Raw genomic sequence first — 24,948 nt, forward strand, 5'->3', positions numbered from 1 at the left:
AAGTTAAAAGAAAAATGTGAATAATTTGTGAACCGTAGTAGCGCCATTTCTGGCGATCGTATATAAACTTAAGGCGAGGGGCAAGGGAATTTGGAATTCAGCATTCGGAATTAATTGTGACTTGTGACTTGCTCTCCCAGCTCCCTCAGCTCTCCAATCCCCTTATCTTTAGCAAAACATGAACGAACAGTCCTATTCCTACGAGGCGCTCCAAAACCAAAAACAGTTTTATAATTCTCGGTTTCAAGCAGGTTATATGCAGGATTTTTCAGGATTATTTGAGTCCTGTAGATTTTATGCAATGAAAGACATATTGAAGCAAATAAAATCGAGCGGTTTCAATCCAGCATCGATTTTAGATTATGGTTGTGGCGAAGGACGATATCTCAATTTGTTAAAAGATTTCTTTCCTACATCTGCTCTCCAAGGCTGTGATATATCAGACGAAGCATTAACAATTGCTAAGAATATATATTCATCAGCTCAATATACTCCCATGAGTGATGAAACAGTTAATTTACCTGACAATTCTTTCGATCTCATCATCTCCATAGAAGTTCTAGAACATGTGGGTGATGTTGCTCAATCTATCAGAGAAATCGGTCGATTACTCAAACCGCAAGGGATGACAATATTATCCACGCCTTGCGCCAATAAATTTTCTTTTGAATGGTGGCAAAATCGCTTGACGGGAGGCTTACAGCCATCATTTGATGGTTATGGCAGATTTAAAACCGATGAACCAGGGCATCTACGCCGACTTTGCGATCGCCACCTGAAATCTCTATGCTCTGATGTCGGGATAGATATTTATAAAATCTACCATCGCGCCCATTTATTTGAAACCCTTGCCCCTAAAGGTAGGCTGTTTAAGCGCATACCTCAAGCTTGCGTTGGTTTTGGCATGTTAGATTGGTATCTATTCAAAAACTTCCCCAACGGTTCAACGATGATTGCTTTAGGAAAGAAAAGATAGCGATCTTGTTGACAGTTATTAGTAAAGAAAGGGTGTAGGGTGTGGGGTGTGGAGTGTAGATTTTGAATTTCTCTCTTAGCTCTCTTCCGTCGCTTTGGGCTGAATTTGACAAACCACTTCATAAAGAGTAGTTGTAGGAGCGCGATCGAATAAAGGAGACATCTTTTTTAGTATGCTCCTGTAGTTTTCTTCATGCTCGTTAGCTTCCATCTCATCTACACTTTCCCAGAAAATCACAGAAACGCCTCGATCTGTACCTGGTTCTTGCAGGAGATATGCACCTTTAAACCCATGTCTATAAGTTGAAACTGCCTGTTCGTAAATTCTTCTTGCTTCTTCAAACTTGCCCGGTTTGAATTCTCCAACTGTAACTTGAGTATATTGCCGTTTGAGAAAATCTTGAAAATCCATCGTTTATCACCTCAATAATTTATTTCTCATTTGTTATTTGTCATGAGTCATTTGTCATCAGTCAGTGGTTTCTGCCTTACGACTTACGACTTACGACTTACGACTGATTAATTTGTCTGTTCTATCTTTTCTAATAACTTTTTTGCCATTTCAACTGATACAACGATCAGTTCTTGTTCTTGCTGTCCCTGACCACCTTCATCGCTGACTTTAGGGTAAATATGAGGATTGGCAAGCATCCCGGCTAGAATTTGGGAGGCAACTTGTTTGACTTCTTGTGGATTCACATCCATTTTGAATTTTGATAACTGTAGATTTAATCGTTAAAAATGATTTTATAGTCTTTTGCTCTCACAATTGATTAAAACTATAGATTTTGTTGTGAAACTGTAGCGATCGCAGCTTGGGGGCTAGGAATGCAGCAAACGTTACGAGCTGTGTTAGATGCCCGATTGCCGCACTCTCCCCTCTGCTATTTTGCCATAGCGATCGAACCTAAAATCTAAATCAGGCAGTTCTACTAAATTAAACCTTGAGCAACGAATAAAACTGCAAATAGGCTAGATACTAAGGCGAGAAATCTAAACACGGGGGCAACTTCTTCTATATGGCGATTTGGTTTGAGAAAGAAACTTTGTACGAAGCGCGATCGCTGTACTGAAATAGAGACGGACAAGACAAACAAAAAGGGTAAACTTAAAGTAGAAACTGATAAATTTAGATAGGAATAATTAGCACAAACTAATAAAAAAATATTCCATAACACAAGCGCTGAAACGACAACTTGCCAGTAAATAGGACTACCGTTTCGACGAGGAAATTCCTCAACACGCGCTGCTGGTAAAAAACCAGCTTGTTTAATGCAATCAAAAAAGCTCTGAGTACTTTGAGTCAAAAAAACAATATTGGCAGGATATTCAGCAACGGTGTGTCTAATTCTAACTCCACCCCACGTTTTTTCTAAAGAAACAATTTGCTGTGGGTAAAATTTATAGTTAGCTAGCAAAAAAACATTGAGTTTTAGTTGGTTATAATCTCCTGACAAATTCGCTAAAGGTTGAGGCAGTTTCATCTCCCCAATAGAAACACCTCCAATCAAATTTGCTGAATGCGGCATTTGAAATTTATCCTACTAATTGTTCAATTGACATGCGATTTCATGAATCTAGTTGTATTCTTCCCCTTCAAAACAGCAACTATATCAATAGGTAGGTCAAGGTAACACAAAGTTACATAAGCTATTCTTATAAATTACTTTCATTTTCTAGCTACAGTCGTTCTATGAGATCTCATGGCAAAGTCATAAGCCTTATTCTGCCTAGCAACAGAGCAATCGATGCTCAGTTAAGGAAATGTTCAAATTCCTGCAAGAAATTGCAGCAAACAGAGCATAACGCAGGAATTGCGATTTCAATCGCTCTTATTGCCTGCAACCCTGCTCTATAATCTATGAAGATAGTGTAAAACTTGAATGAGTCTCGTTACAGTCCGCCAACCAAGCTAAATGAAACCGTGCAGCATATACAGACAACTATAACTGGATAACAGATTATTAGAAATAGATCGAGTTAACTTTACAAATTGTACGAATGCGATCGATTGAGCAACCAATAGTGGGCTGCCGTCCATAAAAATTTGGATCGAGAAATTTGGGTCAAAAACTTTCGGTCAACTACAATGTTAGGCAAGTTACTAGAGGGACGTTACCAAGTCATGCAAGTTCTGAGTGCAGGGGGTTTTTGTCAGACCTACCTCGCTCAAGACACCCATATTTCCAATCGTCCTACCTGCGTAGTCAAGCATCTTAAACCCGCCAATAGCTCTCCCAATGCCCTACAAACGTTGAGATGGTTGTTTACAGGCGAAGCCCAAGCTTTAGAAAAACTAGGATGTCACAATCAAATTCCTCGGCTGCTAGACCACTTTGAGGAAAACCAAGAATTTTATCTCATTCAAGAATTCGTACAAGGGCATACCTTAAGTGCAGAACTACAACCAGGTAAGCCTTGGAGTGAAAGCCAAGTGTTTTACATGTTGCAAGAAGTACTACAAATCTTGGAGTTTATTCACTCGCACGGCTTAATTCATCGCGATATCAAGCCGAATAACTTACTCAGGCGCAAGCACGATCGCCGTCTGGTGCTAATTGATTTTGGCTCGGTCAAACAAGCATGGACGCAAGTTGTAACGCTGCAAGGGCAGAAGATCAATACATTTTCCATTGGCTTACCAGCAACGATTACAATCGGCACTCCTGGCTACATGCCTACAGAACAAGAACGAGGCAAGCCGCGTCCTAACAGCGATATCTACGCTTTGGGGATGGTGGCAATTCAAGCTTTAACAGGCATCCATCCGACTCAGCTAGATACAGATCCAGATACCTGTGAAATTCTGTGGCGACACTATCGTAAAATCAGCCCCGAACTAGCGCAAATTATAGATAACATGGTGCGCTATGGCTTTAAAGATCGCTACCAATCTGCAACGGAAGTCTTAGCAGCCCTAGAACCTCTAGCAAATCGGTATCAACCCGTACTGCATCATGGTTTTCACGAATTACATGGGACTCAGGTTCAAATACCGACAGTAGCGCAGGATTCGCACTCTTTATTGGGCGAAGAAGAGACTGTTTCTTATAGCTGGGGCGATCGCCCGCAATTACAAATACCAAATACAACTGGCAAAGCTACAGCTGCGATTTCAGCCAAAAGATCGACTTCCTTACTCGATTTGGGAATTGGCGCGATCGCTTTAGCGACTTTACTCGTAGGAATCTATTTCGCCTCCCACTCCCCCACACCAGCCTTTAAACCAGAAAAGTATCCTGTATCAATTCCCTTGAAAAGTAACTAGTACAAGAAGTCAAAAGTTCGTAGGGGCGGGTTTAGCGAGAATCCTTCATCATGAACGAAGATCGTTTGCCAAAACCCGCCCGTACAAAAGTTAAAAGTTAAAAAGCTGTGACTTAGTGGTGATTTGTTTTTGCCATGCTGCGCTACTCATCTTTCTCTGACAAGGTTAGTAAAAAAGCTAAGTTTTCCTCGGCTTTTAAAGCGTGGGGAGCATTTGCAGGCATGAAGATGAATACTCCTGGTTCTAGAACAATGTCTTGTCCTTCTAGGGTGAGAATTCCCTTGCCCTCCAACACGTTGACGGTAGCGTTGCGAGTAGATGTATGTTCGGAAATTTCAGTGTCAGCCGCGAGACAAAACAGAGTGTATTGACAGCAACTATCTTTAATCAGTACTTTACTCAATACCCCAGCTTGAGGATATTCAATATTTGTCCGTAACTGCGTGGATGAAGATCGTAAGGGTAATAGGGTGGTACTCATGGATTCCTCGGTTAAAAGTTAAAAGTTAAAAGTCAAAATGCTCAAAGCTATTGTTGATAGGTGTGAGCTTAAGAGCGAACAGCAGACAAAATGATGTAACCTAAGTCTTGCCGATACTTTTGGAAAACTTGGCGCATTGTTAAAACTCGCTGCCGAATTTGCGATCGCGTCAGTATATTCCACAAAATGCGTACTGTAGTGAAAATACCTTCGTCTGCAAGCATTTGCTGCGGTTTGAGCAATCCCATTTTTCCGGTTTGATGTTGCTGTACTGTTAATCCAGCCGCTTCACAAGCTGCAATCCAATTAGACTCTGATAAAGGCGTAGAATTGACTCGGATCGCTTGTGCTAAAGCGCGGTGAATCTCTGCTTCTCGATTTTGTGCTAAAAGTTCGTGAGATAAAAACTTACCGCCAGGCTTGAGTCGATCGCGAATTCCTGCTAAGATTTTCGCTTTTCCTGGCGGAGATTGCATAGTCAGGATCGCTTCTGCCAATACATAATCAAACTTTTCTGTCAAGCGATCGAGATGAAAGATATCGCCTTCAATAATTTCAACTCGATCGCTCAAACCTGCTGCGGCAACATTAGCACGGGCGCGAACCACAGAATCGGGATTTTTCTCAATTCCCACAACCCGCACGCCATAGCGCTGAGCAATTGCGATCGCGCTTAAACCAAAACTCGCTGCTAATTCTAAAACCGTTTCCCCAGGTTGAAAATTCGCCCATTGAAATAGTTGCTCTGTCGCCAAACGTCCGCCTGGACGGAGATATTTTTTGCCTGCTGCTGCTAAAACTTCATGTCCTGGGGCAGTTTCGTAGTTAAGGGTAGCGTGGGTCATACATTTGACCTCTAAGTTAATTCTTGGCTACCTTTACTGTGACAAAATAGCTTTGAGTTATCTATGAGCTAGCTCAGTTGTCAGCTATCAGGGAGTAGGGAGTAGGGAGTAGGGAGTAGGGAGTAGGGAGTAGGGAGTAGGGACTTGCGACTTACCAACTACCATTCAACAATTAACTTTTTCAACTACTTGCCGAAATGCTTCAACTATAGGTAATGCGTCTTCGCGTCCCCATAGTTGAAGCATACTCCCGCAGGCTTCGGCGGAAGAATTTGCTATCAATTAATTTTTGTAAAAGCGATCGCCATTATCTCCTTACTCGCATGGACGGGGATCGTTATCTGCGGTCGCTTTATCGCCTATACTTGAGCTTTTCAGGCAATTTAGTCAAACTGTCAATTCTTTTTGCTCAAGTTAAGTACAAATTCATGCTTGAGTATAGGTAGTACTTTCCTGTATATTCTAAAAGCTAATCAGTTTGATGCATTTTCCACATCATAACTGTTTATTATTTATGACTAATTTTGTATAGATATTACTAACCACAAAATTTCTCAATCTGTGACTCAGAGGCACAATGGATAAAAAAGCACAACATCAAAAAACTCAACCCGTGACAAATAACGCGATTGCCGATAGCAAAGATTTTAACTTCGAGCTTTGGGCGAATGCAGTCAGAAAACAAATGCTTTCTGTACTACAAGAAAAGACACAACATTAACAGTTATCAGTGACCAGTGACCAACGCGGTAGTGGTTAGCAACCTAATCCCGAATTTTGCTTTCGCGATTGCAGGTTGTCGGAGATGGGTTGCTGATGTTTTACGCTGGAAGTATGGGCGATGCTTTATGTCTAATGCCTTTCTCGCATCGCGAATCATGATATGACACGATTTTTTCAATTTGAAGCTGACTTTGTAGACTCCCTGCGCTGTATTCCCATGCAGGTACGTTACAAGTTGGATACTTGTGGAATTAAACTGAAGTTACCTGAATGGAACCAATTCAGTCAGGAAGATAGACAAGCACTGATCGATCGCCCCTGTACTACGCCAGCAGAAATTCAAGCATATCGTCAGTGGTTGCAAGACTTAGTTTTTCAATATACTGGTAAATCAGCTAGCGAACTACCAGTAGAAGACAACCCCGATTGGATGAATGCAGCAACTGTTCCTGCTAGCATTTGGGAGAAAGCTGGCGAATTTGGCGTGACGCTTAGTTCAGAGCAATGGGCAAATTTACCACCCATAGAAAGATTTGTGTTAATTAAACTCAGCCGTTCGAGCCACGAAAACCGAAATTTTCTACCCGCACTCAAAGAATTTCACCTGATCGATTAGAGTCAGCTCTCTACTCAATAACCGAAAATGGTTAACTGATAACCGATCGCTTTGTATAGACGTTACATGTAACTTCTCTATAGTGATAACTGTTAAGTGTTAACTGTCTCTACCAGTTGACACGCCTGTACTCTTTCCCGCGAGACAATCTGCAATTCGTGGGGATAGCGGGGGCGCGGATCTTTCTCTAACCAAATGGGGGGAACCATAGTTAGATCGTAAGCCGCGATCGTATCAATTATACCGGGACGAGACTTCAGCTCGACTGCGAGTCCTGGCAAATATTCAAAAGCTTCTTCCCAATCGATTTGTGGCACGGTTATAAGTAAAACTGTATTTATTGATACGATTTTACAATGACTCGGCGGATAAATAAATATATCTGTAGCTAGAAATACATTTTTTTACATTTGTGGAGATGCGATCGCAATATTTCCTAACATAAATAGCTGTTTTCAGTTATGTGGGGTACAGACTGTATAGGGGCGCACAGCTAGCTGTACGCCCCTACGGATGTAATGCAAAGGATTTCCCGCAAAGGCGCTAAATCAGCTCTGCATCTTTGCGCCATATTTTCATCCTTTACCAAACCCTTTACCACGACTGGTAGAAGGCAGACAAATGCAGTTTTGTAGTTGTTGAAGCAAAGCCTCTCGATCTAAATTTTGTCCGATCAGTACCAGTTGATTCTTTTGGGGTTTGCCGTTCCATTCCTCGTCTTCAAGGGTAAAGCGCTTACCGCAGAGGTGAAAAATATGACGTTTTGGACTTTCCTCAAACCACATAATCCCTTTGGCGCGGAAGATATTTTCAGGAAGTTGGTTGTCTAGAAAATACTGAAACTTTCTAATTGCCAGTGGCTTATCGCTTTGGAAAGATATTGAGGTAAAACCATCATTCTCTAAGTGATCGGAGTGATGATGGTGATGGTCGTGATGGTCGTGATGGTCGTGGTCGTGGTCGCAGTCTGAATGGTCGTGATGGTCGTGATAGTCGTGATGGTCGTGATGGTCGTGATAGTCGTGATGGTCGTGACCGGCGGGAGTATCGAAATACTTATCTGACTCAAACAGACCGACGCTAAGAATCAATGGGAGAGGAACTTGCGATCGCGTTGTCCGCAAAATTCTTGCTCCATCTTTAATATCCCGAATCTTGACTTCTAAAAGATCGAGATCTGCTTCCTCGACTAAATCTGCCTTGTTAAGAATGATGACATCCCCATAGGCAATTTGACTGTAAGCTGCTTGAGAGTTAAACAGATCCAAACTGTAATTTGCCGCATCTACGACCGTGATGATTGAATCTAGGCGTGTCATGTCGCGTAACTCCGTGCCTAGAAAAGTCAGCGCCACAGGGAGAGGATCGGCGACTCCTGTTGTTTCCACGACAAGATAATCAACCTTCTCTGGACGTTCCAATACTTTGTAAACGGCTTCTACCAAATCGTTATTAATCGTGCAGCAGATACAACCGTTACTCAACTCCACCATGTCTTCGCCAGTGGTGACGATCAACTCATTATCAATCCCAATTTCGCCGAATTCATTCACTAAAACGGCTGTTTTGAGACCTTGCTGGTTAGTCAGGATGTGATTGAGCAGAGTTGTTTTACCGCTACCAAGAAAGCCTGTAATGATGGTGACTGGTAGCCCCTGTTTCGGTGCATCCATTGCGGGAGATTGGTCAGAACCTACTGCTGATTGCATAGCGCTGCTGATTTAAATCTTGAAAGTCTTATCTTACAATCTGCTAGGGCAAGAAGTATGACTTACACTCTTGCCCCATCTTTATTCATTATGTCGCGTTCGATGAATTCAGGAGGCGCTTAGCAAAATTCACGATAAACAGCTTGACTATTGTAGTCATTGGCAGAAACAGTCGATTAGGACGCTCTGGAAACTGAATCAAATCATACTGAGGGGGCAAAAACAGGCGTAGAGTTGGCAACATTGCCCGATAATGGTTGAGTGGTGGCTTTCTTCACTTAGGTCAACCCCTACCCTGGTAACGATGGAATATTCTGCTATACTTACGCTTTGCGAATCTTCCGAGCCAGCGGGAGCGCGAGAACAACCGCGTTATTTTCTCTCTCCCAATGAAGAAATTGTCATTGGGCGATCGCCTGACTGTCAAATTGCCCTCGATCCTAAGCGTTACACGACAGTTTCGCGCTATCACGCCAAGTTACGCTGGCAAAAAAGTTCCGAGCCTGTTTGGGAAGTTTGCAACCTCAGCTCGACCAACGGCACGTATATTAACGGTAAGCAGATTGGCGAAGAATGGCGGAGGTTACAATCGGGCGATCGCATTACCCTTAGTTGGGAAGGTGCAGAGTTTCTGTTTGAATGCCAAGCTTTGCCTGCTACTGTACTCGTTAAAGCTCCGACGAGCGCCCAAAAGCCGCAGACAGAAGCTCATGCAAGTGCAGTTATTCCTGTAGCAGAATCAGCAGTTGAGCCTGAACCAATAGTTGCTATACCAGAAGCACCACAGCCTGAAGCGGTAGAACAACCTGCGGCGATCGCCCAACCAGAAGCAGCATCAGCAATCGCTTCAACCCCCGAACCTATATCTGCTGTCATTTCTGCTGTAAGTCCTGTTATTCCAGCACTACCCGATACTGGTAAAAGCTTATGGGAGCTTGGTTTAAATCCAACAATTCTGACATTAACCGGACATTCAGATTTGGTACGTACAGTTGCGTTTAGTCCTGACGGTCAAGCTCTTGCTAGCGGTAGCGCTGATAAAACAATCAAATTGTGGCAACTCAATACTGGGCAAGTTATCAATACCTTTACTGGACATAAATCGGCGATTAATGCCGTTGCGTTTAGTCCTGACGGTCAAGTTCTTGCCAGTGGTAGCGCCGATAAGACACTCAAACTCTGGAACCTCAGCACGGCTGAAGAAATCTCTACTCTTGTCGGTCATGGTTCGGCTGTAAATAGCGTTGCGTTTAGCTCTGATTGTCAGATGCTAGTGAGTGGCAGCGCGGATAAAACCGTGAGACTATGGGATCTCGGTACGGGTGCAGAAATCCACAAACTGGAAGGATACAAATTAGGCGTGAATGCGGTGGCTATTAGCCCTGACGGTCAAATTATCGCTAGTGGCGGTGCAGATAAGATTGTTAAACTGTGGCATATCGATACGGGTGAAGAATCTGCTTTGCCAGCTTTGCGAACTGCGGTAAATGCGATCGCCTTTAGTCCTGATGGTAAACTACTGGCGATCGCGACTGAAGATAAATTACTCAAACTGTGGGATCTGAGTGCAGCAGAAGAAGTGTACGCTATCTGCGGCTATGCATGGCAAGTTGGGGCGATCGCGATTAGTCCGAACGGGCAATTCCTCGCTAGTGGCGATCGCGACAAGGCGATCGCGCTGTGGCAGTTATAGCAATTCTCGATTGCGTGCGCGATCTTTGTAGGGGCGCACAGATGTGCGTCCCTACTTTAGGGTAATTGTACTGCGTAATTAGAACAGTAAATATTTTTAGCAAAGCTTATGATTTCATAATACATAAATCTGTCATAGTTAGGTTTTAGAATTACTTGTCTGATTGCGGATTATCTTACTAACCAATTTTTTAACAAAAAGTAAATAAAAAACAGATAATATCCGAAATCATCCACTTTTCAATTGAATGCATCTTTAACTCGCAAAATATCAAATCAATGCTAGGTCAATTATTAGATGGGCGTTATCGAGTCCTGAAAGTCTTGGGTGCAGGTGGATTTAGCCAAACTTACATCGCTGAAGATACCCGTCGTCCCGGTAATCCTTGCTGTGTAGTCAAACATTTGAAGCCAGCAAATAGCAATACCAACTTTTTAATAGCAGCTAGACGATTATTTGATAAAGAAGCCAAAATTTTAGAAAAACTAGGAATTCACGACCAAATTCCCAGATTGCTAGCCTATTTCGAGCAAGACCAAGAATTTTATTTGGTGCAAGAGTTAATCGAAGGACATTTGCTGAGTGCAGAATTGTTCGGTGGTCGTCGTTGGCAAGAAGATCGAACGATCCATATGCTCTTAGACGTATTAGGGATTCTTAACTTTGTGCATCAGCAGGGAGCAATCCATCGCGATGTCAAACCAAATAATATAATTCGTCGCCAACAAGATAATAAATTAGTCCTCGTAGATTTTGGTATTGTTAAAGAGATTAACGTCCAATTGCTGACAGCTCAAAGCCAAGTTAGCGCCTCGATCGCCGTGGGTACTGTCGGATATATGCCACCGGAACAAGCGCGAGGTAGACCGCAATTCAATAGCGATATCTACGCGCTAGGAGTCATTGCGATTCAGGCACTCACCGGACTCACGACGCAAGATTTAAGAGAAAATTTTCAGGGAGAAATTGACTGGCAAGGTCAAGCACAAGTTAGCGATCGCCTCGCAGCAATTATCAATAAAATGGTACGCTACGACTTTAGAGAGCGCTATCAGTCGGCATCTGAAGTTATAGAGGCATTGCGATCGCCATCGTCAATCCAAGCTGGTTATGCAACCACAGAGTTAGACCAACGCCCTAGATACTCGCCAACGCAACAAGCAAGTCAATACGCCGTCTTACCAGCGACAGCTCCCAGCACTCAATTTTCCGCGCAATCAATTCCTAGTACTCCAGTTAGCTTCACTCAGCCAGCGACGAACCAAAACGTCACGACAAATTCACCCAGCACTCAACCTAGCAAGCGATCGGGTGGTTTAGCTAAGTTTGCAGCTAAACTCAAATCTCCTTTGGGAATGACTATGGGTGCTGCTGCTGTCGTTAGTGTCGCGGCTGCTTTCGGACTGGTCGTGATGAATAAAGAAAGCATCAAATCTGGCTTGGCACAAGTTGAAGTGTTGAAAAAAACAAAACAATACGAAGAATGCATCAAGCACGGCGCAACCATCAACATTCCTAGCAGCAATACCATTAAAGATAAACAAGCACAAACAAATTTAACGAAATCGGTTAATGAGTGTCGCATCGCTCAAGCTAAAGCTTTAGCAGAGGAATTCAAAATTGCTGAGGCGCTAGCAGTCGTGTCTACAGTGCCAGCCGAGCAGCCTTTGTTTGAAGAAGCTCAACTACTCACTAGTCAGTGGTCTAAGATAATCTTTCAAGAAGCGAAAGACGCTTATGAAAGAGATGGTGATTTTGAAAAAGCTATTTTATTAACCAGAGCAATTCCTACAAAAAGCTCTATTTTTAAAGACGTAAGACAAACAGTCGCCACTTGGGAAAGAGAATCAAAAACGAATCAAGACTACTTAAAACTAGCAGAACAAGCACTCAGCCAAAGTCGATGGCAGGATGCAGTTAACACAGCTAAAAAAATTCCATCTAGCACGCTATTTTGGAATACAAAACGTAACGAAATTGTCGAGCAAGCTAATTCTCGACTGGCGCAAAAACCAAATCCAACCAGTCCATCTTCCGCTGCTGCTAAACCAGCTCAAGTCCTGCCACAACAGCCACAGCCAGTTATCAAAGCTGTAAATTCTCCTATACAGCAGAAGATTCCAGGATCTAGTAAAGCCGCTAAATCGACTCCTGAAGCATCAATACCAGAGTTAAAACAAACTTCTACATTTGTCGAGCCACCTGCTTCAGATCCATGTCCCAACGGCGATCCAGCATTTGGATGCGTGGATGACAATAATAGCGCCACCGAGGAAGCACCTAATAGTGCGATCGAACAGGAACCAAACGGTAACAGTACAAGTGAGGATAATAGTCCAGGTTGGTAGCGTGTTTGTCTATTTGTCATTGGTCATTTGTAGGCGATCGATTGTTGGTCACTAATCACTGGCAACTGATAACTGATAACCGATCGCTTTGTACAGATGTGAGATGTAACGTCTCTAGACCGATAACTGTACGGACAGGTTTAGCAAATAGATTGACAACCAAAGCTCTAAATTTTTGATCGAAACCCGCCCCTACGATAACTGATAACTGATAACTGACATCTTATGTCACCTAAATCTGAAAAGCTACAAGCACGAATTCAGGAAATTCAAAAATTTGTCAGCACTAACTTTGAGCGAGATCGAAAATTTAGAACGGTTTTCCAAGAATTAGAAAAAATTACCGCTTGTCTCAAAACAGAAAAAATAAAATTACAAATCGTCAGCACTAACTCGATCGCAGCGCGCTCGCTGCAAATTTATTTCGAGCGGCATAGATTATCGCAATTTTATCAGGTTGGAGTCAGCTCTTTACCAAAGCAGATCGAACCCGTGCGATCGGCAGGAAGTGCCACACTAGTATTATCGACATCTAGCAACGAAAAAGTATACCCGCTTTCTACTACTGAAACAACTAGTATCGGACGTAATCCTGATAGCGAAATAGCAATCGATTCAAGTTTGTACAAAAAAGTTTCTTGGAATCACGCTCAAATTAGTCCTTGTGGAAATTTAGCTTGGGAAATCTGCGATCGCAACAGCACTAACGGGACTTATATTAATGGAGTTCGATTACAAGGATGCCAAAAATTACAGACAGGCGATCGCATTACTCTCGCCGCATCAGCAAGTTCGGCTTATCCAGAATTTGTGTTTGAGTACAGTTTAACGACTGAATATCCAGAATCTTTAGTAGAAATGCTCGATTGCGATATTCTTTGTTTGGTGTGCGATCTCGCCACACTTACAAACGCTTGGCAGGGATTAATAACGATAGTTAATGCAGCACCGATCGCTAAGCGCGTCGTTATTGGTAGTATCCCGAGTTTAACTCAAGTTGAAACCTGGCTGCGCAGTCAAGATCTAAGTGATGTTTTTGAATTAGTAGTTCTATCTCTCAGTTCGTTCTCTCTCCAAACTCAAACCTCAGAAATTAATTCAGTAGCGCAACAGGAACTAGAAAAATTTTGTCAATCTTTAGAAACATTTATTAAAGGTAAGCCAGAAGATATTTTAGCTCAACGATTGACTGCACGAATTATCAAAGAACTTAGCGTCATCGAGCAAGTTCTCGAGCGCGAAGCTGAGGCGATCGCCCAACAACTTCAGCAAGAAGAAGCGCGAATTCAAGGTTTAGCAGCTGACGATGTAAAAGAGCAGGCGAAGAAAGCTTTACGAAAAGCTAGCGATGACAAGGATAAGTTTTTTAAGCAAGTTAAGCTCGAACTCAATCAATCGAAAGCTGCTTTATTAGATACGTATAGTAAAAAAAGTATTACGTACAAAGTTGAAGAGTTTATCGAGCGACTAAAACCAAAAGTTTTGAAAAAAGGGGGATTTCAATATATTCAACTAAGAGCAGAAAATCCAGTCACTGCGAATGGTAACGTCAACACCGATCTGACATATTTTTGCAGCCATGAATTGAAAAAATGGGCGGATAAAGAATGGCAATTAGTGACTACGACTTATGGTGAAGGTGGATTAAATACCATAGTTGAAACTGTATATAAAACACTCAATTTCTTACCATCGATAAACCTAGATAAATCTCTTTTTTATTCCGATCGACGTATAGATATTCAAAAAAGCTTAATGAATTCGTTCATCGAAGCTCCTTATGAAGGTCGCTATCAAGGAGTTTCTCCATTAACATATGTCCTGAAACAAATCCGAGCCAACATGATGCAATTTACTTTTCTAGTTGGCTTTGGTGCTATGTTTATTGGTATAAGAGTCAGTGGTGGTGGCAAGCAAGTTATTTCCAGTATTACCCAACCTCTAAGAGAGAATCCTATCCTGTTTGGAATTGTTATATTTTTATTAATTTGTTTGCTGACCTACACTTATCAGAAAGATACCACGCTTCAGCTAGAGGCGATCGCCGATAAGTTAAGAAAAGAACTATCCAATCACTATCAGTCTTTGAGTAAAAATTTAGTTGAGAAATTAGTTCTGGAAATCACGACGGTTTTAGAGACAGGAGAGAAGCGGTTGAAAGATGCTTTAGAAATTGCTAACGATCAATTTACTACTTATATTATCGATATTGAAAAAAATCAATTGTTACTTAAAAGTAATTTAGAACAGCAAAAATCCAACTCAGAAATTTGGACAAAGAAAAAGCTGAATTGCAAAAGCTAAAAAGATTTTAGTCTTAATTCTAACAGGAGTTACGCGCTCGATCCTTCAATAGAGTTGAAAAGAGGGCTTTAGTTTCCCCTTTGTAAAGGTGTAGGGGCGCACAGCTGTGCGCCCCTACAAATGTCACGCTGTATCGATTCTCCATCACCTCAGCCGATCGCCAAATCCGAGTTATGTTACCTTCTGTTAACAATTTAGCGATCTTCAAATTTTCTTCAGATCTACTGAATAAGCTCAATCTATTGCCTTTCATCATCCCTATAGAAAATCTAGTTAAGATTTGGTTCGCCAACATGAAAATACAAACTGGTAGTAAAGAATTAGTTTTAATTGTTGACGATGATGCTTTGTTCCGAGCTACTATTGAAGATTCGCTAAAAATTCATAACTATAAAACTTTGACAGCTAGTGATGGGATTGAAGCGATCTCACTTTACGCCCAAAACGGAGCTGAAATTAGCGTAGTTCTCCTCGATTTGATGATGGCATCATTAGATGGTGCAACAACAATCCGAGTTTTAAAAGTTATGAATCCTCAAGTTCAAATCGTGGCTATGAGCGGATTGTCTTTCTACGAAATCGGTCATTTTCTCGATAAAACAAGTATTTGTGGATTTTTACACAAACCCTTTACTGCCAAAGAACTCTTACAAGCATTACAAGCTATTCGCAGTCCCAAGATAAGATAGTTCGTTCGGCTCACAAGAATGTTTAAATTCGATTTACAGGTTCAACAAATGAATTCTTCTAGACTTTTTACAACAAATCCTTCTAAAAAGTAAGTAGAAACGCAAGCACATATTTTAATTATGTGCGATCGCCTAGAGAAATTAGCACAATTTTCTCAAGTTTTATCTCAATGGGGATATTCAGTTCAGTCTGCTAGCAATCGTGTCTCGCTATTAATGCTAATTGGCAAGAGCATTCCTAAATTAATTCTGCTCAACATCGATCTATCAGAAATCAACAATCTTGAAGTTTATTATCATCTGAAAACTGCTCGGCGAACTAGCAAAGTGCCGATTATTTTTTTCAATAACTTAGATAGCCTGTGCAGCCACCTAAAAGCTCTAGAAATTGAGTAGCAGGGGACGAGAATGTTAAATTTGTTGGAATCGGTCGGTCAGTGGTAGCCAGACGGAATAAAGCTACGACTGCGATTATTAGCGATTTTCAATTGGGTAAAACAGACGATCTATAGGGGCGCACAGAGAAAGCGCCCCTCCAAACGTCACGCACGCAATCGAGAATTGCTATAAATTTGTAGCAAAGCGATCGCCTGACTCTGTAAATAAGTCTTAGGATAGTTGGAACTGTTCTTAAAATCTCTCAAATATAGCTTAGCAACAGTTCAATTCCACAGATAAAAACAAAAGTTGATTGCTATGCCCAGAAAAAAAAGGCTTTTGTTTGCACTTTTATTAAGTACGGCATTACTCGTTAATCTCTGCTTTGGCTGGGGAAAAATCGAGCAAGTCGCTGCCCAGAAACCAGAATATGCAGGCAAAAAGCTGGTAATGGTAACATCAGCTGATTATCCTCCCTACGAATTTCGCGATACGGCAAAAGGTAAAGGCGAAATCATCGGCTTTGACGTTGATATTGCAAAATACATCGCCAAAGAGTTAGGCTTTGAGCTAGAAATTCGCGATACTGACTTTAGCGGTATCATCCCTGCTTTGCAATCTCGACGCGCTGATTTTGCGATGGCGGGAATGACACCCACCCCCGAACGCAGAAAGAATGTTGATTTTTCTCAAATTTATTACGAAGCTAAAAATACAATTATTGCCCAGAAAGGTAGTAATCTCACTGAAGCGGCAGATTTAGCGGACAAGAAAGTCGGCGTTCAACTTGGTTCTCTGCAAGAGAAAGCAGCAAAGAAATTTAAAGGAGTAAATTTAGTTCCTTTAAACAGAATTGGCGAAATTATCCAAGAAGTCAAATCTGGTAGAATTCAAGCAGCAATTATTGAAGATACGATCGCCAAAGGTTTTGTTGCTAATAATCCCGATTTAGAATTTCATACTTTAGAGAATACAGAAGAAGCTGGATCTGCGATCGCTTTTCCCAAAGGCTCAAATTTAGTTGGCGATTTTAACCGCGTCCTCAAACAATTGCAGGACAGCGGTGAAATAAGAAATCTGATTAATAAATGGTTTGGGAATAACGAACAACCAGCTACCAACACAGCAACATCGGGTTCGGGTAATATTTCTGCTAGTATTCCTTTCATTATTGAAGGCGTAGGAACTACACTACTTTTTAGTGCCTTGTCTGTCTTTTTCGGCTTTATTTGGGGAACAATTCTTTCACTGTTAAAAATTTCTACATTTAAGCCGTTGGTATGGCTTGCTAATGCCTATACTTCTATATTTCGCGGTACGCCCTTACTTCTACAAATTGCTCTAGTCTACTATGCCACACCACAACTCACGGGCTTTGATATTCCCGCTTTATTAGCAGGAGTCATCACCTTTACCCTCAACTCAGGAGCGTACATTTCTGAGACAATTCGCGGGGGTATTTTGGCAGTCGATAAGGGACAAAGGGAAGCAGCTTTGTCTTTAGGAATTGCCTACCAGCCGATGATGCAAGATATTATTTTGCCTCAAGCAATCAAAAACATTTTACCAGCTTTGGTCAATGAAAGTATTACTTTACTTAAAGACTCGGCACTAGTTTCTACAATAGGCGTAGCCGATCTTTTACGTCGCGCTCAAATTGTTGGAGCAGAGAAATATATCTATTTTGAACCACTACTGTTTGCGGGTTTAATTTACTACTTATTAGTCATGAGTTTGACTTGGGGAGGATATTTACTTGAAAGAAGATTACAGCGTAGCACTTGAGCGAGATGTTGCTGTTAATGTTGATAATTTAGAGAAATCCTTTGGCAATCTCAAAGTTTTGCAAGGAATTTCAACTCAAATTAGAAAAGGAGAAGTCGTCGCAGTTATTGGACCTTCTGGTTCGGGAAAATCTACATTTTTGCGATGTATAAACTTACTAGAAGTACCAACTGCGGGCAAGATTTATATTAATGGTACTGATATTACTTTCCGCCATACTGATATTATGAAAATTCGTCAAAATGTTGGTATGGTGTTTCAGCATTTCAATTTATTTCCGCACATGACAGTATTAGATAACGTCATCTATGCTCCAATTAAGGTGAAGCAAGTTCCGAAAAATACTGCCCGTGAAGCAGGAATGGAACTGCTAGAAAAAGTTGGTTTGGCAGAAAAAGCAAAAGTCTATCCATCAAAGTTATCTGGGGGACAAAAGCAACGAGTGGCGATCGCCCGGGCTTTGGCGATGAAACCAGAGGTTATGTTATTTGACGAACCAACTTCAGCCCTCGATCCAGAAATGGTGAAATGAGGTATTAGAGGTGATGAAAGATCTTGCTAGAACTAAGATTACAATGGCGATCGTCACTCACGAAATGGGATTTGCGCGCGAAGTTGCCGATCGCATTTTGTTTTTAGATGGAGGACGGTTAGCAGAGGATGCGTCACCTCAACAGTTTTTTACTAATCCTCAGTGCGATCGCGCTAAGCAATTTTTGGAGAAGATATTGTAGTTGAGGAGATTTAGTTTTTTATCCTCTCTATCTAGCTGGGTAGAGGATATTTTTTTCTTTGTTTCGCGCAGAGACGCAAAGACGCAAAGAAGGACACAAAGAGTATTTAAGCTGTGTTTGTGAAACATTATAATATATACTCAGATAAAAAGTTCTGTCAAAATAGTTGATTTAATGAAAATATCAACGTTAATCTTAGCTGCGCTTGGATTAGGAATTGCTTTTGGAATCTTGTTAATTTATGGCTTTCCAGAGGCGATCGCGTTTCTCGACTACTACCTTCTTTCCCCTCTTGGTGAGGCTTTCTTACGTCTGATTCAATTTGTAGTTGTGCCGATTGTTTTTTCTTCGCTGATTCTCGGCTTAACTCGGATTCAAAATGCTACTCAAGTCGGGAGATACGCGCTAAAGTTAATTTCTAGTTATGCAGTTACTAGCGCGATCGCGGTTGGTTTGGGTATCTTTCTGGCGATTGTTTTGCAACCTGGGGTCGGAGTCACTGGCTTTCAGATCTCAGAAGCTACACAAGTTGTCCAGAAGCAATCTTTGATTGATTGGTTAGTGAGCCTAATTCCGGTTAATCCTTTAGAAGCATTAAGTACGGGAAATTTACTTCAAACGATTTTTTCTGCTGCTTTAATTGGTGTTGCCATTCAATTAGTCGGAGATAGAGCAACAAACTTTGTCAGCTTAATAGAAAGTGTTTATTTTATTTTTGAGAAAATTCTATCTTTGATTTTATATACAGCTCCAATTGGAGTTTTTGCTTTAATTAGTTCGGCGATCGCTACGCAAGGTTTAGAGTTAATTCTCAAATTATTTATTTACGTACTTGGCTTGTGTCTGGGTTCGACAATTATGATTGGCTTTTATGCCTTGATTCTCTTCATTCTTAAAGCAAAACCCGTACATTTTTTTCAAAGTTTCTTCCCAAGTTTATCTTTAGCATTTGGCACGGCAAGCTCGAATGCAGCGTTACCAATTGCTTTACAAAATGCCCAAGAAAATTATGGAATGCGTGAAGATATTGCTAGTTTTGCTATTCCTTTAGGTACGGCTTTAAAACGTGATGGTTCGGCAATTTTACAAGGATTCAACGCTCTATTTATCGCGCAACTCTATCAGATTCCGCTGACTCCATCACTAATGCTAGCGATCGCTCTCAGTACTTTTCTGGTTTCATTTAGCACCGCAGGCGTACCGGGCGCAGGAATTATCATGATGACTACCGTACTCTCAGCCGCGGGACTGCCCGTAGAAGGAGTTGCACTTGTCGCAGGTGTCGATCGCCTTACAGATGGCTTGAAAACAGTTTTAAATGTCGTGAGTAATACGGTCAATGCTGTAATTTTAAGTCATTGGGAAAGCACCTCTCTGGAGCAAGCCGCCGAACAGTAATATTCCAGCGATCTCGAACGGTGTCTTGAAACATCTGCGCTAATTTTTTAGTACATTTGTTTGCCTCTTGACCTTACAATGTACATCATTTGTGTCAGAATAATAGACTACACGAATATATCGTATGCTTAATATACCTTATTAGGTACGTAGAATGCTTACCCTATAACAGGTGTAAATTTCGCCTTGAAAGGAAAAGCGCGATCTCCCCAACAGTTATTTGCCAATTGTGTAGTATGTATATTACACTGCGGTCAAGCAATCCGCGCCGGATTCATCAACTCTTTCATCGGGAACTGTCATGAGCGATCGGTCATCTACTTTCTACTAAGGCTTTTTATCTGCTCCTTGCTCCCTGATATATAACCAAATCATCTTGCTTTTGTAGGCTTTGCCTCCTTGCCTGAATCGAGAGAAAAATGGGTACTTTACCAATTAGCCCGCGACAATCGCTAATTTCAGCTATGGAGAGAAGCAAAAATGCTGCCGGTCGAGATTTCAAGCGCGTCAGACTTCTAGTCGGGTGAATAACTTCCGACTTCCGACTTCCGACTTCCGACTTCCGACTTCCGACTTCCGACTTCGTAATAAGACTTTATGATTTTCTCGATTTCCGACACTTTCATCAAACGCCCCGTCTTTGCGGCGGTGTGTTCGATTATCATTGCTCTGCTGGGAATTGCATTTATCCCCACATTACCAGTCGCGCAGTATCCTGAGATTGCTCCGCCGCAAGTCAGCGTGACTTCAAATTATGTGGGAGCAAATGCCTCAGTTGTTGAATCGACCGTTACCAACGTATTAGAGCAAGAACTCAACGGTATCCAAGGCTTGCGTTACATCAAATCTACCAGCGCCAACGACGGCACGAGTAGCATCAATCTCACATTTGAGTTGGGGCGCAACCAAGACTTAGCAGCAGTGGACGTGCAAAATCGGGTATCAACCGTACTATCGCGGTTGCCTGGACCCGTGACGCAGACAGGCGTGCAAGTCACGAAAGCTAACAACAACTTTCTGCTTGCATTTGGTATCTATTCCGATCGCGATGAAAACAAAAAACAAGATATCTATGATGAAACTTATTTAAGCAACTATGCCGATCTCTACATTGCCGATGCGCTCAAACGGATTAAAGGGGTAGGTGGTGTAGAAATCTTTGGCGAACGCAAATATGCCATGCGCTTGTGGCTCGACCCTAACCGCCTTGCCAGTCGTAACTTGACTCCCCAAGATGCGATCGCGGCATTGCAACAACAAAACCTGCAAGTGGGAGCAGGGCAGATCGGACAACCGCCAAATAAATCCGAGCAACTGTACCAGTACGCTGTCAATGCTCAAGGTAGATTGCAGAACGAGGAGGAATTTAACAATCTCGTCATTAGAACCGCTGAAGATGGCACGCTAATCAAACTTAGGGATGTCGGTCGAGCGGAGCTAGGAGCGGAAAATTATAGTTCTCTGTTGCGGTTTACTGCCAGCGATCGCATCACGCATAGAGGTATAGGCTTAGGCATCAATCAGCAATTTGGGAGTAACGCCCTCGATACGGCGGCGGCTGTGAAGCAGGAAATGGAGCGATTAAAAGAAACCTTTCCGCCTGGGATGCACTATGAAATTGCTTTCGATACCACGACATTTATCCAAGCTGGAACGGAAGAGGTGATCGTTTCGTTGCTGCAAGCAGTCGGATTGGTCGTCATCATCGTTTATTTATTCTTGCAAAATTGGCGATCGGCATTGGTAATTTCAATTGCCATGCCCGTAGCTTTAATCGGGACGTTTATTTTTGTCAAAATCTTCGGTTTTTCAATTAATACCCTGACTCTCTTCGGCTTGACCTTGGCAACGGGTCTAGTTGTAGACGATGCGGTGGTGATTGTCGAAGATATCACGCGCCGAATTCAGGATGATGGACTCCGACCGCAAGATGCAGCGATCGCCTCGATGAATTCGCTGTTTAGTGCCGTCATTGCCACGTCTCTCGTCTTGATTACCGTATTCGTCCCAGTGGCGTTCTTCCCTGGGACAACCGGACAGTTATACAGACAGTTTGCACTGACGATCGCCTTTTCGATTACCGTATCGACATTCAACGCCGTGACATTTACGCCAATGCTGTCTGCATTGTTACTCAGGCGCGGACAAGTCCCGAATAACTGGTTCTTTAATGGGATTAACTGGGCGATCGAGAAAACCCGAATAATTTACAGTCGTAGTATTTCTAAACTGACTAATGCTAAGGGGATTATTCTCGCCTTATTTGTAGTCGCATTAGGGTTTACTTATTGGCTCTACAATTTCATTCCCGCAGGCTTTATTCCCGATGAAGACCAAGGGGTATTTATTACGGTCGTCCAAGCACCAGAGGGAGTATCGCTCAACTACACCGAAAAAGTTTTAGAAAAAGCCGAGGCAATTCTCAAGGAAGTGCCAGAAGTGCAACAGATCTTTGCTGTCGGTGGTTTTAGCTTCAGCGGTGCGACACCGAATAACGGCTTGATTTTTACCACTCTTAAACCGTGGGCAGAGAGGCGGGCTGCAAACCAATCGTTACAAGCAATTATTGGCGGCTTTTTCCCCCAGCCTTCGGGGTTATTCCCGAAAATGTTGGGGATTCAGGAAGCTACTGTGATTCCTTTTAACTTTCCAGCCATTAATGGTGTGGGGAATTTTGGCGGTTTTGAGTTTCACCTACAAGACAGGGCAAATTTAGGGTTTGACGCGATAGGTGCAGCCTTGGGTCAATTCCTCGGTCGCGCCAATACTTATCCATCTCCCGAACGACCGCAACTGACTGGCTTGCGTCCTAATTTCAGCGCTAATACACCGCAAATTTCCGTAGAAGTCGACCGCGACAAAGCTAACGCACTTGGGGTTCCGGTGGAAGATATTTTCGACACCCTGCAAGCCTTTCTCGGTTCTACCTACGTGAATGACTTCAACCAGTTTAATCGAGCGTATCGAGTTTACGTGCAGGCTGATACAGAGTTTCGTTCCAACCCAGAAGATATTAAGAAATTGTACGTGCGTTCGCGTAATGTCCCTGAAGGAGCGCCAACGGGTGAAATGATTTCGCTAGGTAACTTAGTTACCGTGAAAGAAATTATCGCACCCTCAATCATCAACCACTACAATTTATCTCGCTCGGTGGAAATCAACGGTTCTCCTGCCCCAGGCGTGAGTTCGGGACAAGCCATTAAAGCGATGGATGCGGTGGCAAAAGAAACACTACCAAGAGGATTTGGCTATGAGTGGTCTGGACTTTCTTTAGAAGAAGTCGAGTCTGGCGGACAGGCAATTTTTATCTTTGGTTTGGGCGTAGTCTTCGTGTTTTTAACACTAGCAGCCCAGTACGAAAGCTTTGTCGATCCGTTTATTATTCTGCTGACAGTACCATTAGCAATTCTCGGCGCTTTACTTGCCGTTCTCGTTCGAGGTGCAGCCAACGATATTTACACTCAAGTTGGATTTGTGATGCTGATTGGGATGGCAAGCAAAAACTCAATTCTGATCGTCGAGTTTGCCAATCAACTGCGTGATGAGGGATTGAGTATTACCAAGTCAGCAGTTGAGGCAGCCAAGGAACGCTTGCGACCGATCTTGATGACAGCCTTCTCCACGGTTGCTGGTGGTATTCCGTTGATGATTGCTACGGGTCCTGGTGCGGCGGCGCGTCAATCTTTGGGAACTGCAACTTTTGGCGGGATGTGCGTTGCAACTGTGTTGAGTCTATTCGTTATCCCCGTGCTGTATATCATTATCAAGTCAATCGAAACTCGCTTCTCTAAAAGAGCGCCCGTCGATCGCAGTTTCTAGCTATTAACTTTTATTAAGATAGTTAATGAGCAAGTCAAAAGGCAAAAGTTAAAAGTCAAAACGCGATCGCTAATTTATGTCGTTACCAAACACCCAGCCTCACGCTACCCAAACCACTACACAGTCTCCAGCATGGCAAATTAAGCTACTGTATGACAGCGAGTGTCCCTTGTGTATGCGTGAGGTCAATTTTTTGCGCAAACGAGATGCTAACCGAGGGTTAGTTGAGTTTGTAGACATCGCAGACGAGAATTATCACCCCGCAGCTAACGGTGGAGTTGACTTTGAAACGGCAATGGGACGCATCCACGCTATTCTTCCTGACGGCACAATTGTCAAAAACGTAGAAGTTTTTCGCCGAGTTTACGAGATTTTAGGTATGGGTTGGATCTATGCTGCAACAAAATTACCTATAATTGGCGCGATCGTCGATCGCCTCTACGAAATTTGGGCTGACTTGCGGTTGGCGCTGACGGGACGACCAGATCTGAAAACAATTGTCGCCCAACGCCAACAAAAGACTGAGTGTGAAGCCGAGGGGCGCTGTTTTAAACAGTGACCAGTGACCAGTGACCAGTTACCAGTTACCAGTTACCAATGACCAATAAAGCAACTTTTGGAGCTGGATGTTTTTGGGGTGTAGAAGCTGCTTTTCGCACCTGTCAAGGTGTGGTTTCCACTTCCGTCGGCTATATGGGTGGACACTTCGAGCATCCCAGCTATTTAGACGTACTATCTCGGATTACGGGACATGCTGAAGTGTGCCAAGTAGAGTACGATCCTGCGATAGTTAGCTATGAGACACTACTCGATTTATTCTGGAGAATCCACGATCCGACAAGTTTAAATCGACAAGGTGCAGACCGAGGAGAACAATATCGCTCGGTCATTTTCTATCACACACCCGCACAAGAACAAATAGCTAGACATTCTCAAGCACAGTTAGAGCGATCGCATAAATACGATAAGGCGATCGTGACCCAAATTCAACCTGCTTCAACTTACTGGCTGGCAGAAGAGTATCACCAGCAATATTTGGCAAAAAGACGCTCTAAATCGCTGTAGTCTGGCAAAACCTTTTCAATCGCCCGCAATATTTAGAAACAGAGCGCTGCTTTGAACCGCGTGTGAGATCGAGCAATATATAAAAATCTATAAATATCTATACAAAATCTGTAATAGC

The 24,948-nt window shown here is 42.5% G+C and carries 23 protein-coding genes and 1 pseudogene; 16 read left to right on the forward strand and 8 right to left on the reverse strand.

The features are described from left to right. The first annotated feature begins 178 nt into the window (after positions 1-178). On the forward strand, positions 179-976 hold the full coding sequence (locus tag N4J56_RS25145) for a class I SAM-dependent methyltransferase (protein ID WP_317108925.1): 798 nt from the start codon (positions 179-181) through the stop codon (positions 974-976). Positions 977-1,051: 75 nt separating this feature from the next. Here the strand turns inward: N4J56_RS25145 and N4J56_RS25150 are convergent, their stop codons facing one another. The 3 genes from N4J56_RS25150 to N4J56_RS25160 all read right to left on the reverse strand — a co-directional run bounded on the left by N4J56_RS25150 (position 1,052) and on the right by N4J56_RS25160 (position 2,504). Continuing rightward, positions 1,052-1,387, reverse strand: coding sequence for an antibiotic biosynthesis monooxygenase (locus tag N4J56_RS25150; protein WP_317108926.1), 336 nt, complete (start codon positions 1,385-1,387; stop codon positions 1,052-1,054). Between the two features lie 107 nt (positions 1,388-1,494). After that, positions 1,495-1,680 carry a hypothetical protein gene (locus N4J56_RS25155; RefSeq protein WP_192160845.1) on the reverse strand — a complete coding sequence of 62 codons (186 nt, stop codon included), beginning with the start codon at positions 1,678-1,680 and terminating at the stop codon, positions 1,495-1,497. 227 nt (positions 1,681-1,907) lie between these two features. Beyond that, a complete protein-coding gene (locus tag N4J56_RS25160; RefSeq protein ID WP_317108927.1) occupies positions 1,908-2,504 on the reverse strand; it encodes a hypothetical protein in 597 nt (198 codons plus the stop codon). A gap of 560 nt (positions 2,505-3,064) precedes the next feature. Between N4J56_RS25160 and N4J56_RS25165 the strand changes: the two genes are divergently transcribed. Beyond that, positions 3,065-4,243 carry a serine/threonine-protein kinase gene (locus N4J56_RS25165; protein WP_317108928.1) on the forward strand — a complete coding sequence of 393 codons (1,179 nt, stop codon included), beginning with the start codon at positions 3,065-3,067 and terminating at the stop codon, positions 4,241-4,243. Positions 4,244-4,385: 142 nt separating this feature from the next. On the opposite strand, the gene N4J56_RS25170 is transcribed toward N4J56_RS25165, so the two are convergent. Both N4J56_RS25170 and N4J56_RS25175 read right to left on the reverse strand, forming a co-directional pair. Further along, a complete protein-coding gene (locus tag N4J56_RS25170) occupies positions 4,386-4,724 on the reverse strand; it encodes a cupin domain-containing protein (RefSeq protein ID WP_317108929.1) in 339 nt (112 codons plus the stop codon). 68 nt (positions 4,725-4,792) lie between these two features. Next, positions 4,793-5,569, reverse strand: coding sequence for a class I SAM-dependent methyltransferase (locus N4J56_RS25175; RefSeq protein WP_317108930.1), 777 nt, complete (start codon positions 5,567-5,569; stop codon positions 4,793-4,795). Between the two features lie 237 nt (positions 5,570-5,806). Between N4J56_RS25175 and N4J56_RS25180 the strand changes: the two genes are divergently transcribed. The 3 genes from N4J56_RS25180 (at position 5,807) to N4J56_RS25190 (ending at position 6,908) form a co-directional block, all read left to right on the forward strand. After that, complete coding sequence (locus N4J56_RS25180; protein ID WP_317108931.1) at positions 5,807-5,938, forward strand: hypothetical protein; 132 nt, start codon at positions 5,807-5,809, stop codon at positions 5,936-5,938. 208 nt (positions 5,939-6,146) lie between these two features. Then, positions 6,147-6,290, forward strand: a complete 144-nt coding sequence (locus tag N4J56_RS25185; protein ID WP_317108932.1) for a hypothetical protein — start codon at positions 6,147-6,149, stop codon at positions 6,288-6,290. Positions 6,291-6,452: 162 nt separating this feature from the next. Next, positions 6,453-6,908 carry a nitrate reductase associated protein gene (locus tag N4J56_RS25190; protein WP_317108933.1) on the forward strand — a complete coding sequence of 152 codons (456 nt, stop codon included), beginning with the start codon at positions 6,453-6,455 and terminating at the stop codon, positions 6,906-6,908. Positions 6,909-7,000: 92 nt separating this feature from the next. On the opposite strand, the gene N4J56_RS25195 is transcribed toward N4J56_RS25190, so the two are convergent. Continuing rightward, complete coding sequence (locus N4J56_RS25195; protein ID WP_317108934.1) at positions 7,001-7,225, reverse strand: hypothetical protein; 225 nt, start codon at positions 7,223-7,225, stop codon at positions 7,001-7,003. 258 nt (positions 7,226-7,483) lie between these two features. Further along, a complete protein-coding gene (locus N4J56_RS25200) occupies positions 7,484-8,617 on the reverse strand; it encodes a GTP-binding protein (protein WP_317108935.1) in 1,134 nt (377 codons plus the stop codon). A 304-nt stretch (positions 8,618-8,921) separates the two neighbouring features. Here N4J56_RS25200 and N4J56_RS25205 point away from each other — a divergent pair, with 304 nt between their 5' ends. From N4J56_RS25205 to N4J56_RS25215, 3 genes are all read left to right on the forward strand, one after another. Further along, complete coding sequence (locus N4J56_RS25205) at positions 8,922-10,310, forward strand: FHA domain-containing protein (protein WP_317108936.1); 1,389 nt, start codon at positions 8,922-8,924, stop codon at positions 10,308-10,310. 278 nt (positions 10,311-10,588) lie between these two features. Beyond that, positions 10,589-12,658 carry a serine/threonine-protein kinase gene (locus N4J56_RS25210; protein ID WP_317108937.1) on the forward strand — a complete coding sequence of 690 codons (2,070 nt, stop codon included), beginning with the start codon at positions 10,589-10,591 and terminating at the stop codon, positions 12,656-12,658. 225 nt (positions 12,659-12,883) lie between these two features. Beyond that, positions 12,884-14,962, forward strand: a complete 2,079-nt coding sequence (locus N4J56_RS25215) for an FHA domain-containing protein (RefSeq protein WP_317108938.1) — start codon at positions 12,884-12,886, stop codon at positions 14,960-14,962. A gap of 19 nt (positions 14,963-14,981) precedes the next feature. On the opposite strand, the gene N4J56_RS25220 is transcribed toward N4J56_RS25215, so the two are convergent. Continuing rightward, complete coding sequence (locus N4J56_RS25220) at positions 14,982-15,218, reverse strand: hypothetical protein (RefSeq protein WP_317108939.1); 237 nt, start codon at positions 15,216-15,218, stop codon at positions 14,982-14,984. 37 nt (positions 15,219-15,255) lie between these two features. Here N4J56_RS25220 and N4J56_RS25225 point away from each other — a divergent pair, with 37 nt between their 5' ends. The 8 genes and pseudogenes from N4J56_RS25225 to msrA all read left to right on the forward strand — a co-directional run bounded on the left by N4J56_RS25225 (position 15,256) and on the right by msrA (position 24,830). Then, positions 15,256-15,651, forward strand: a complete 396-nt coding sequence (locus tag N4J56_RS25225; protein ID WP_317108940.1) for a response regulator — start codon at positions 15,256-15,258, stop codon at positions 15,649-15,651. A gap of 120 nt (positions 15,652-15,771) precedes the next feature. Beyond that, positions 15,772-16,047, forward strand: coding sequence for a hypothetical protein (locus N4J56_RS25230; RefSeq protein ID WP_317108941.1), 276 nt, complete (start codon positions 15,772-15,774; stop codon positions 16,045-16,047). Positions 16,048-16,347: 300 nt separating this feature from the next. Beyond that, the gene (locus N4J56_RS25235; protein WP_317108942.1) at positions 16,348-17,814 is read left to right on the forward strand and encodes an ABC transporter substrate-binding protein/permease; all 1,467 of its coding nucleotides are present in this window, start codon (positions 16,348-16,350) and stop codon (positions 17,812-17,814) included. Beyond that, positions 17,780-18,548: pseudogene (locus N4J56_RS25240) on the forward strand (amino acid ABC transporter ATP-binding protein). Before N4J56_RS25235 ends, N4J56_RS25240 begins: the two are co-directional and overlap by 35 nt. Positions 18,549-18,722: 174 nt before the next feature. Further along, positions 18,723-19,946 carry a dicarboxylate/amino acid:cation symporter gene (locus N4J56_RS25250; protein WP_317108945.1) on the forward strand — a complete coding sequence of 408 codons (1,224 nt, stop codon included), beginning with the start codon at positions 18,723-18,725 and terminating at the stop codon, positions 19,944-19,946. A gap of 597 nt (positions 19,947-20,543) precedes the next feature. Then, positions 20,544-23,765 (forward strand): efflux RND transporter permease subunit, encoded by a 3,222-nt coding sequence (locus N4J56_RS25255; RefSeq protein WP_317108946.1) that lies wholly within the window; start codon positions 20,544-20,546, stop codon positions 23,763-23,765. A 76-nt stretch (positions 23,766-23,841) separates the two neighbouring features. Then, the gene (locus tag N4J56_RS25260; RefSeq protein ID WP_317108947.1) at positions 23,842-24,324 is read left to right on the forward strand and encodes a DUF393 domain-containing protein; all 483 of its coding nucleotides are present in this window, start codon (positions 23,842-23,844) and stop codon (positions 24,322-24,324) included. Positions 24,325-24,362: 38 nt separating this feature from the next. Beyond that, on the forward strand, positions 24,363-24,830 hold the full coding sequence (msrA, locus tag N4J56_RS25265; protein ID WP_317108948.1) for a peptide-methionine (S)-S-oxide reductase MsrA: 468 nt from the start codon (positions 24,363-24,365) through the stop codon (positions 24,828-24,830). Positions 24,831-24,948: the final 118 nt, after the last annotated feature.

This window comes from Chroococcidiopsis sp. SAG 2025 (genome assembly GCF_032860985.1).
Taxonomy (GTDB): Bacteria; Cyanobacteriota; Cyanobacteriia; order Cyanobacteriales; family Chroococcidiopsidaceae; genus Chroococcidiopsis.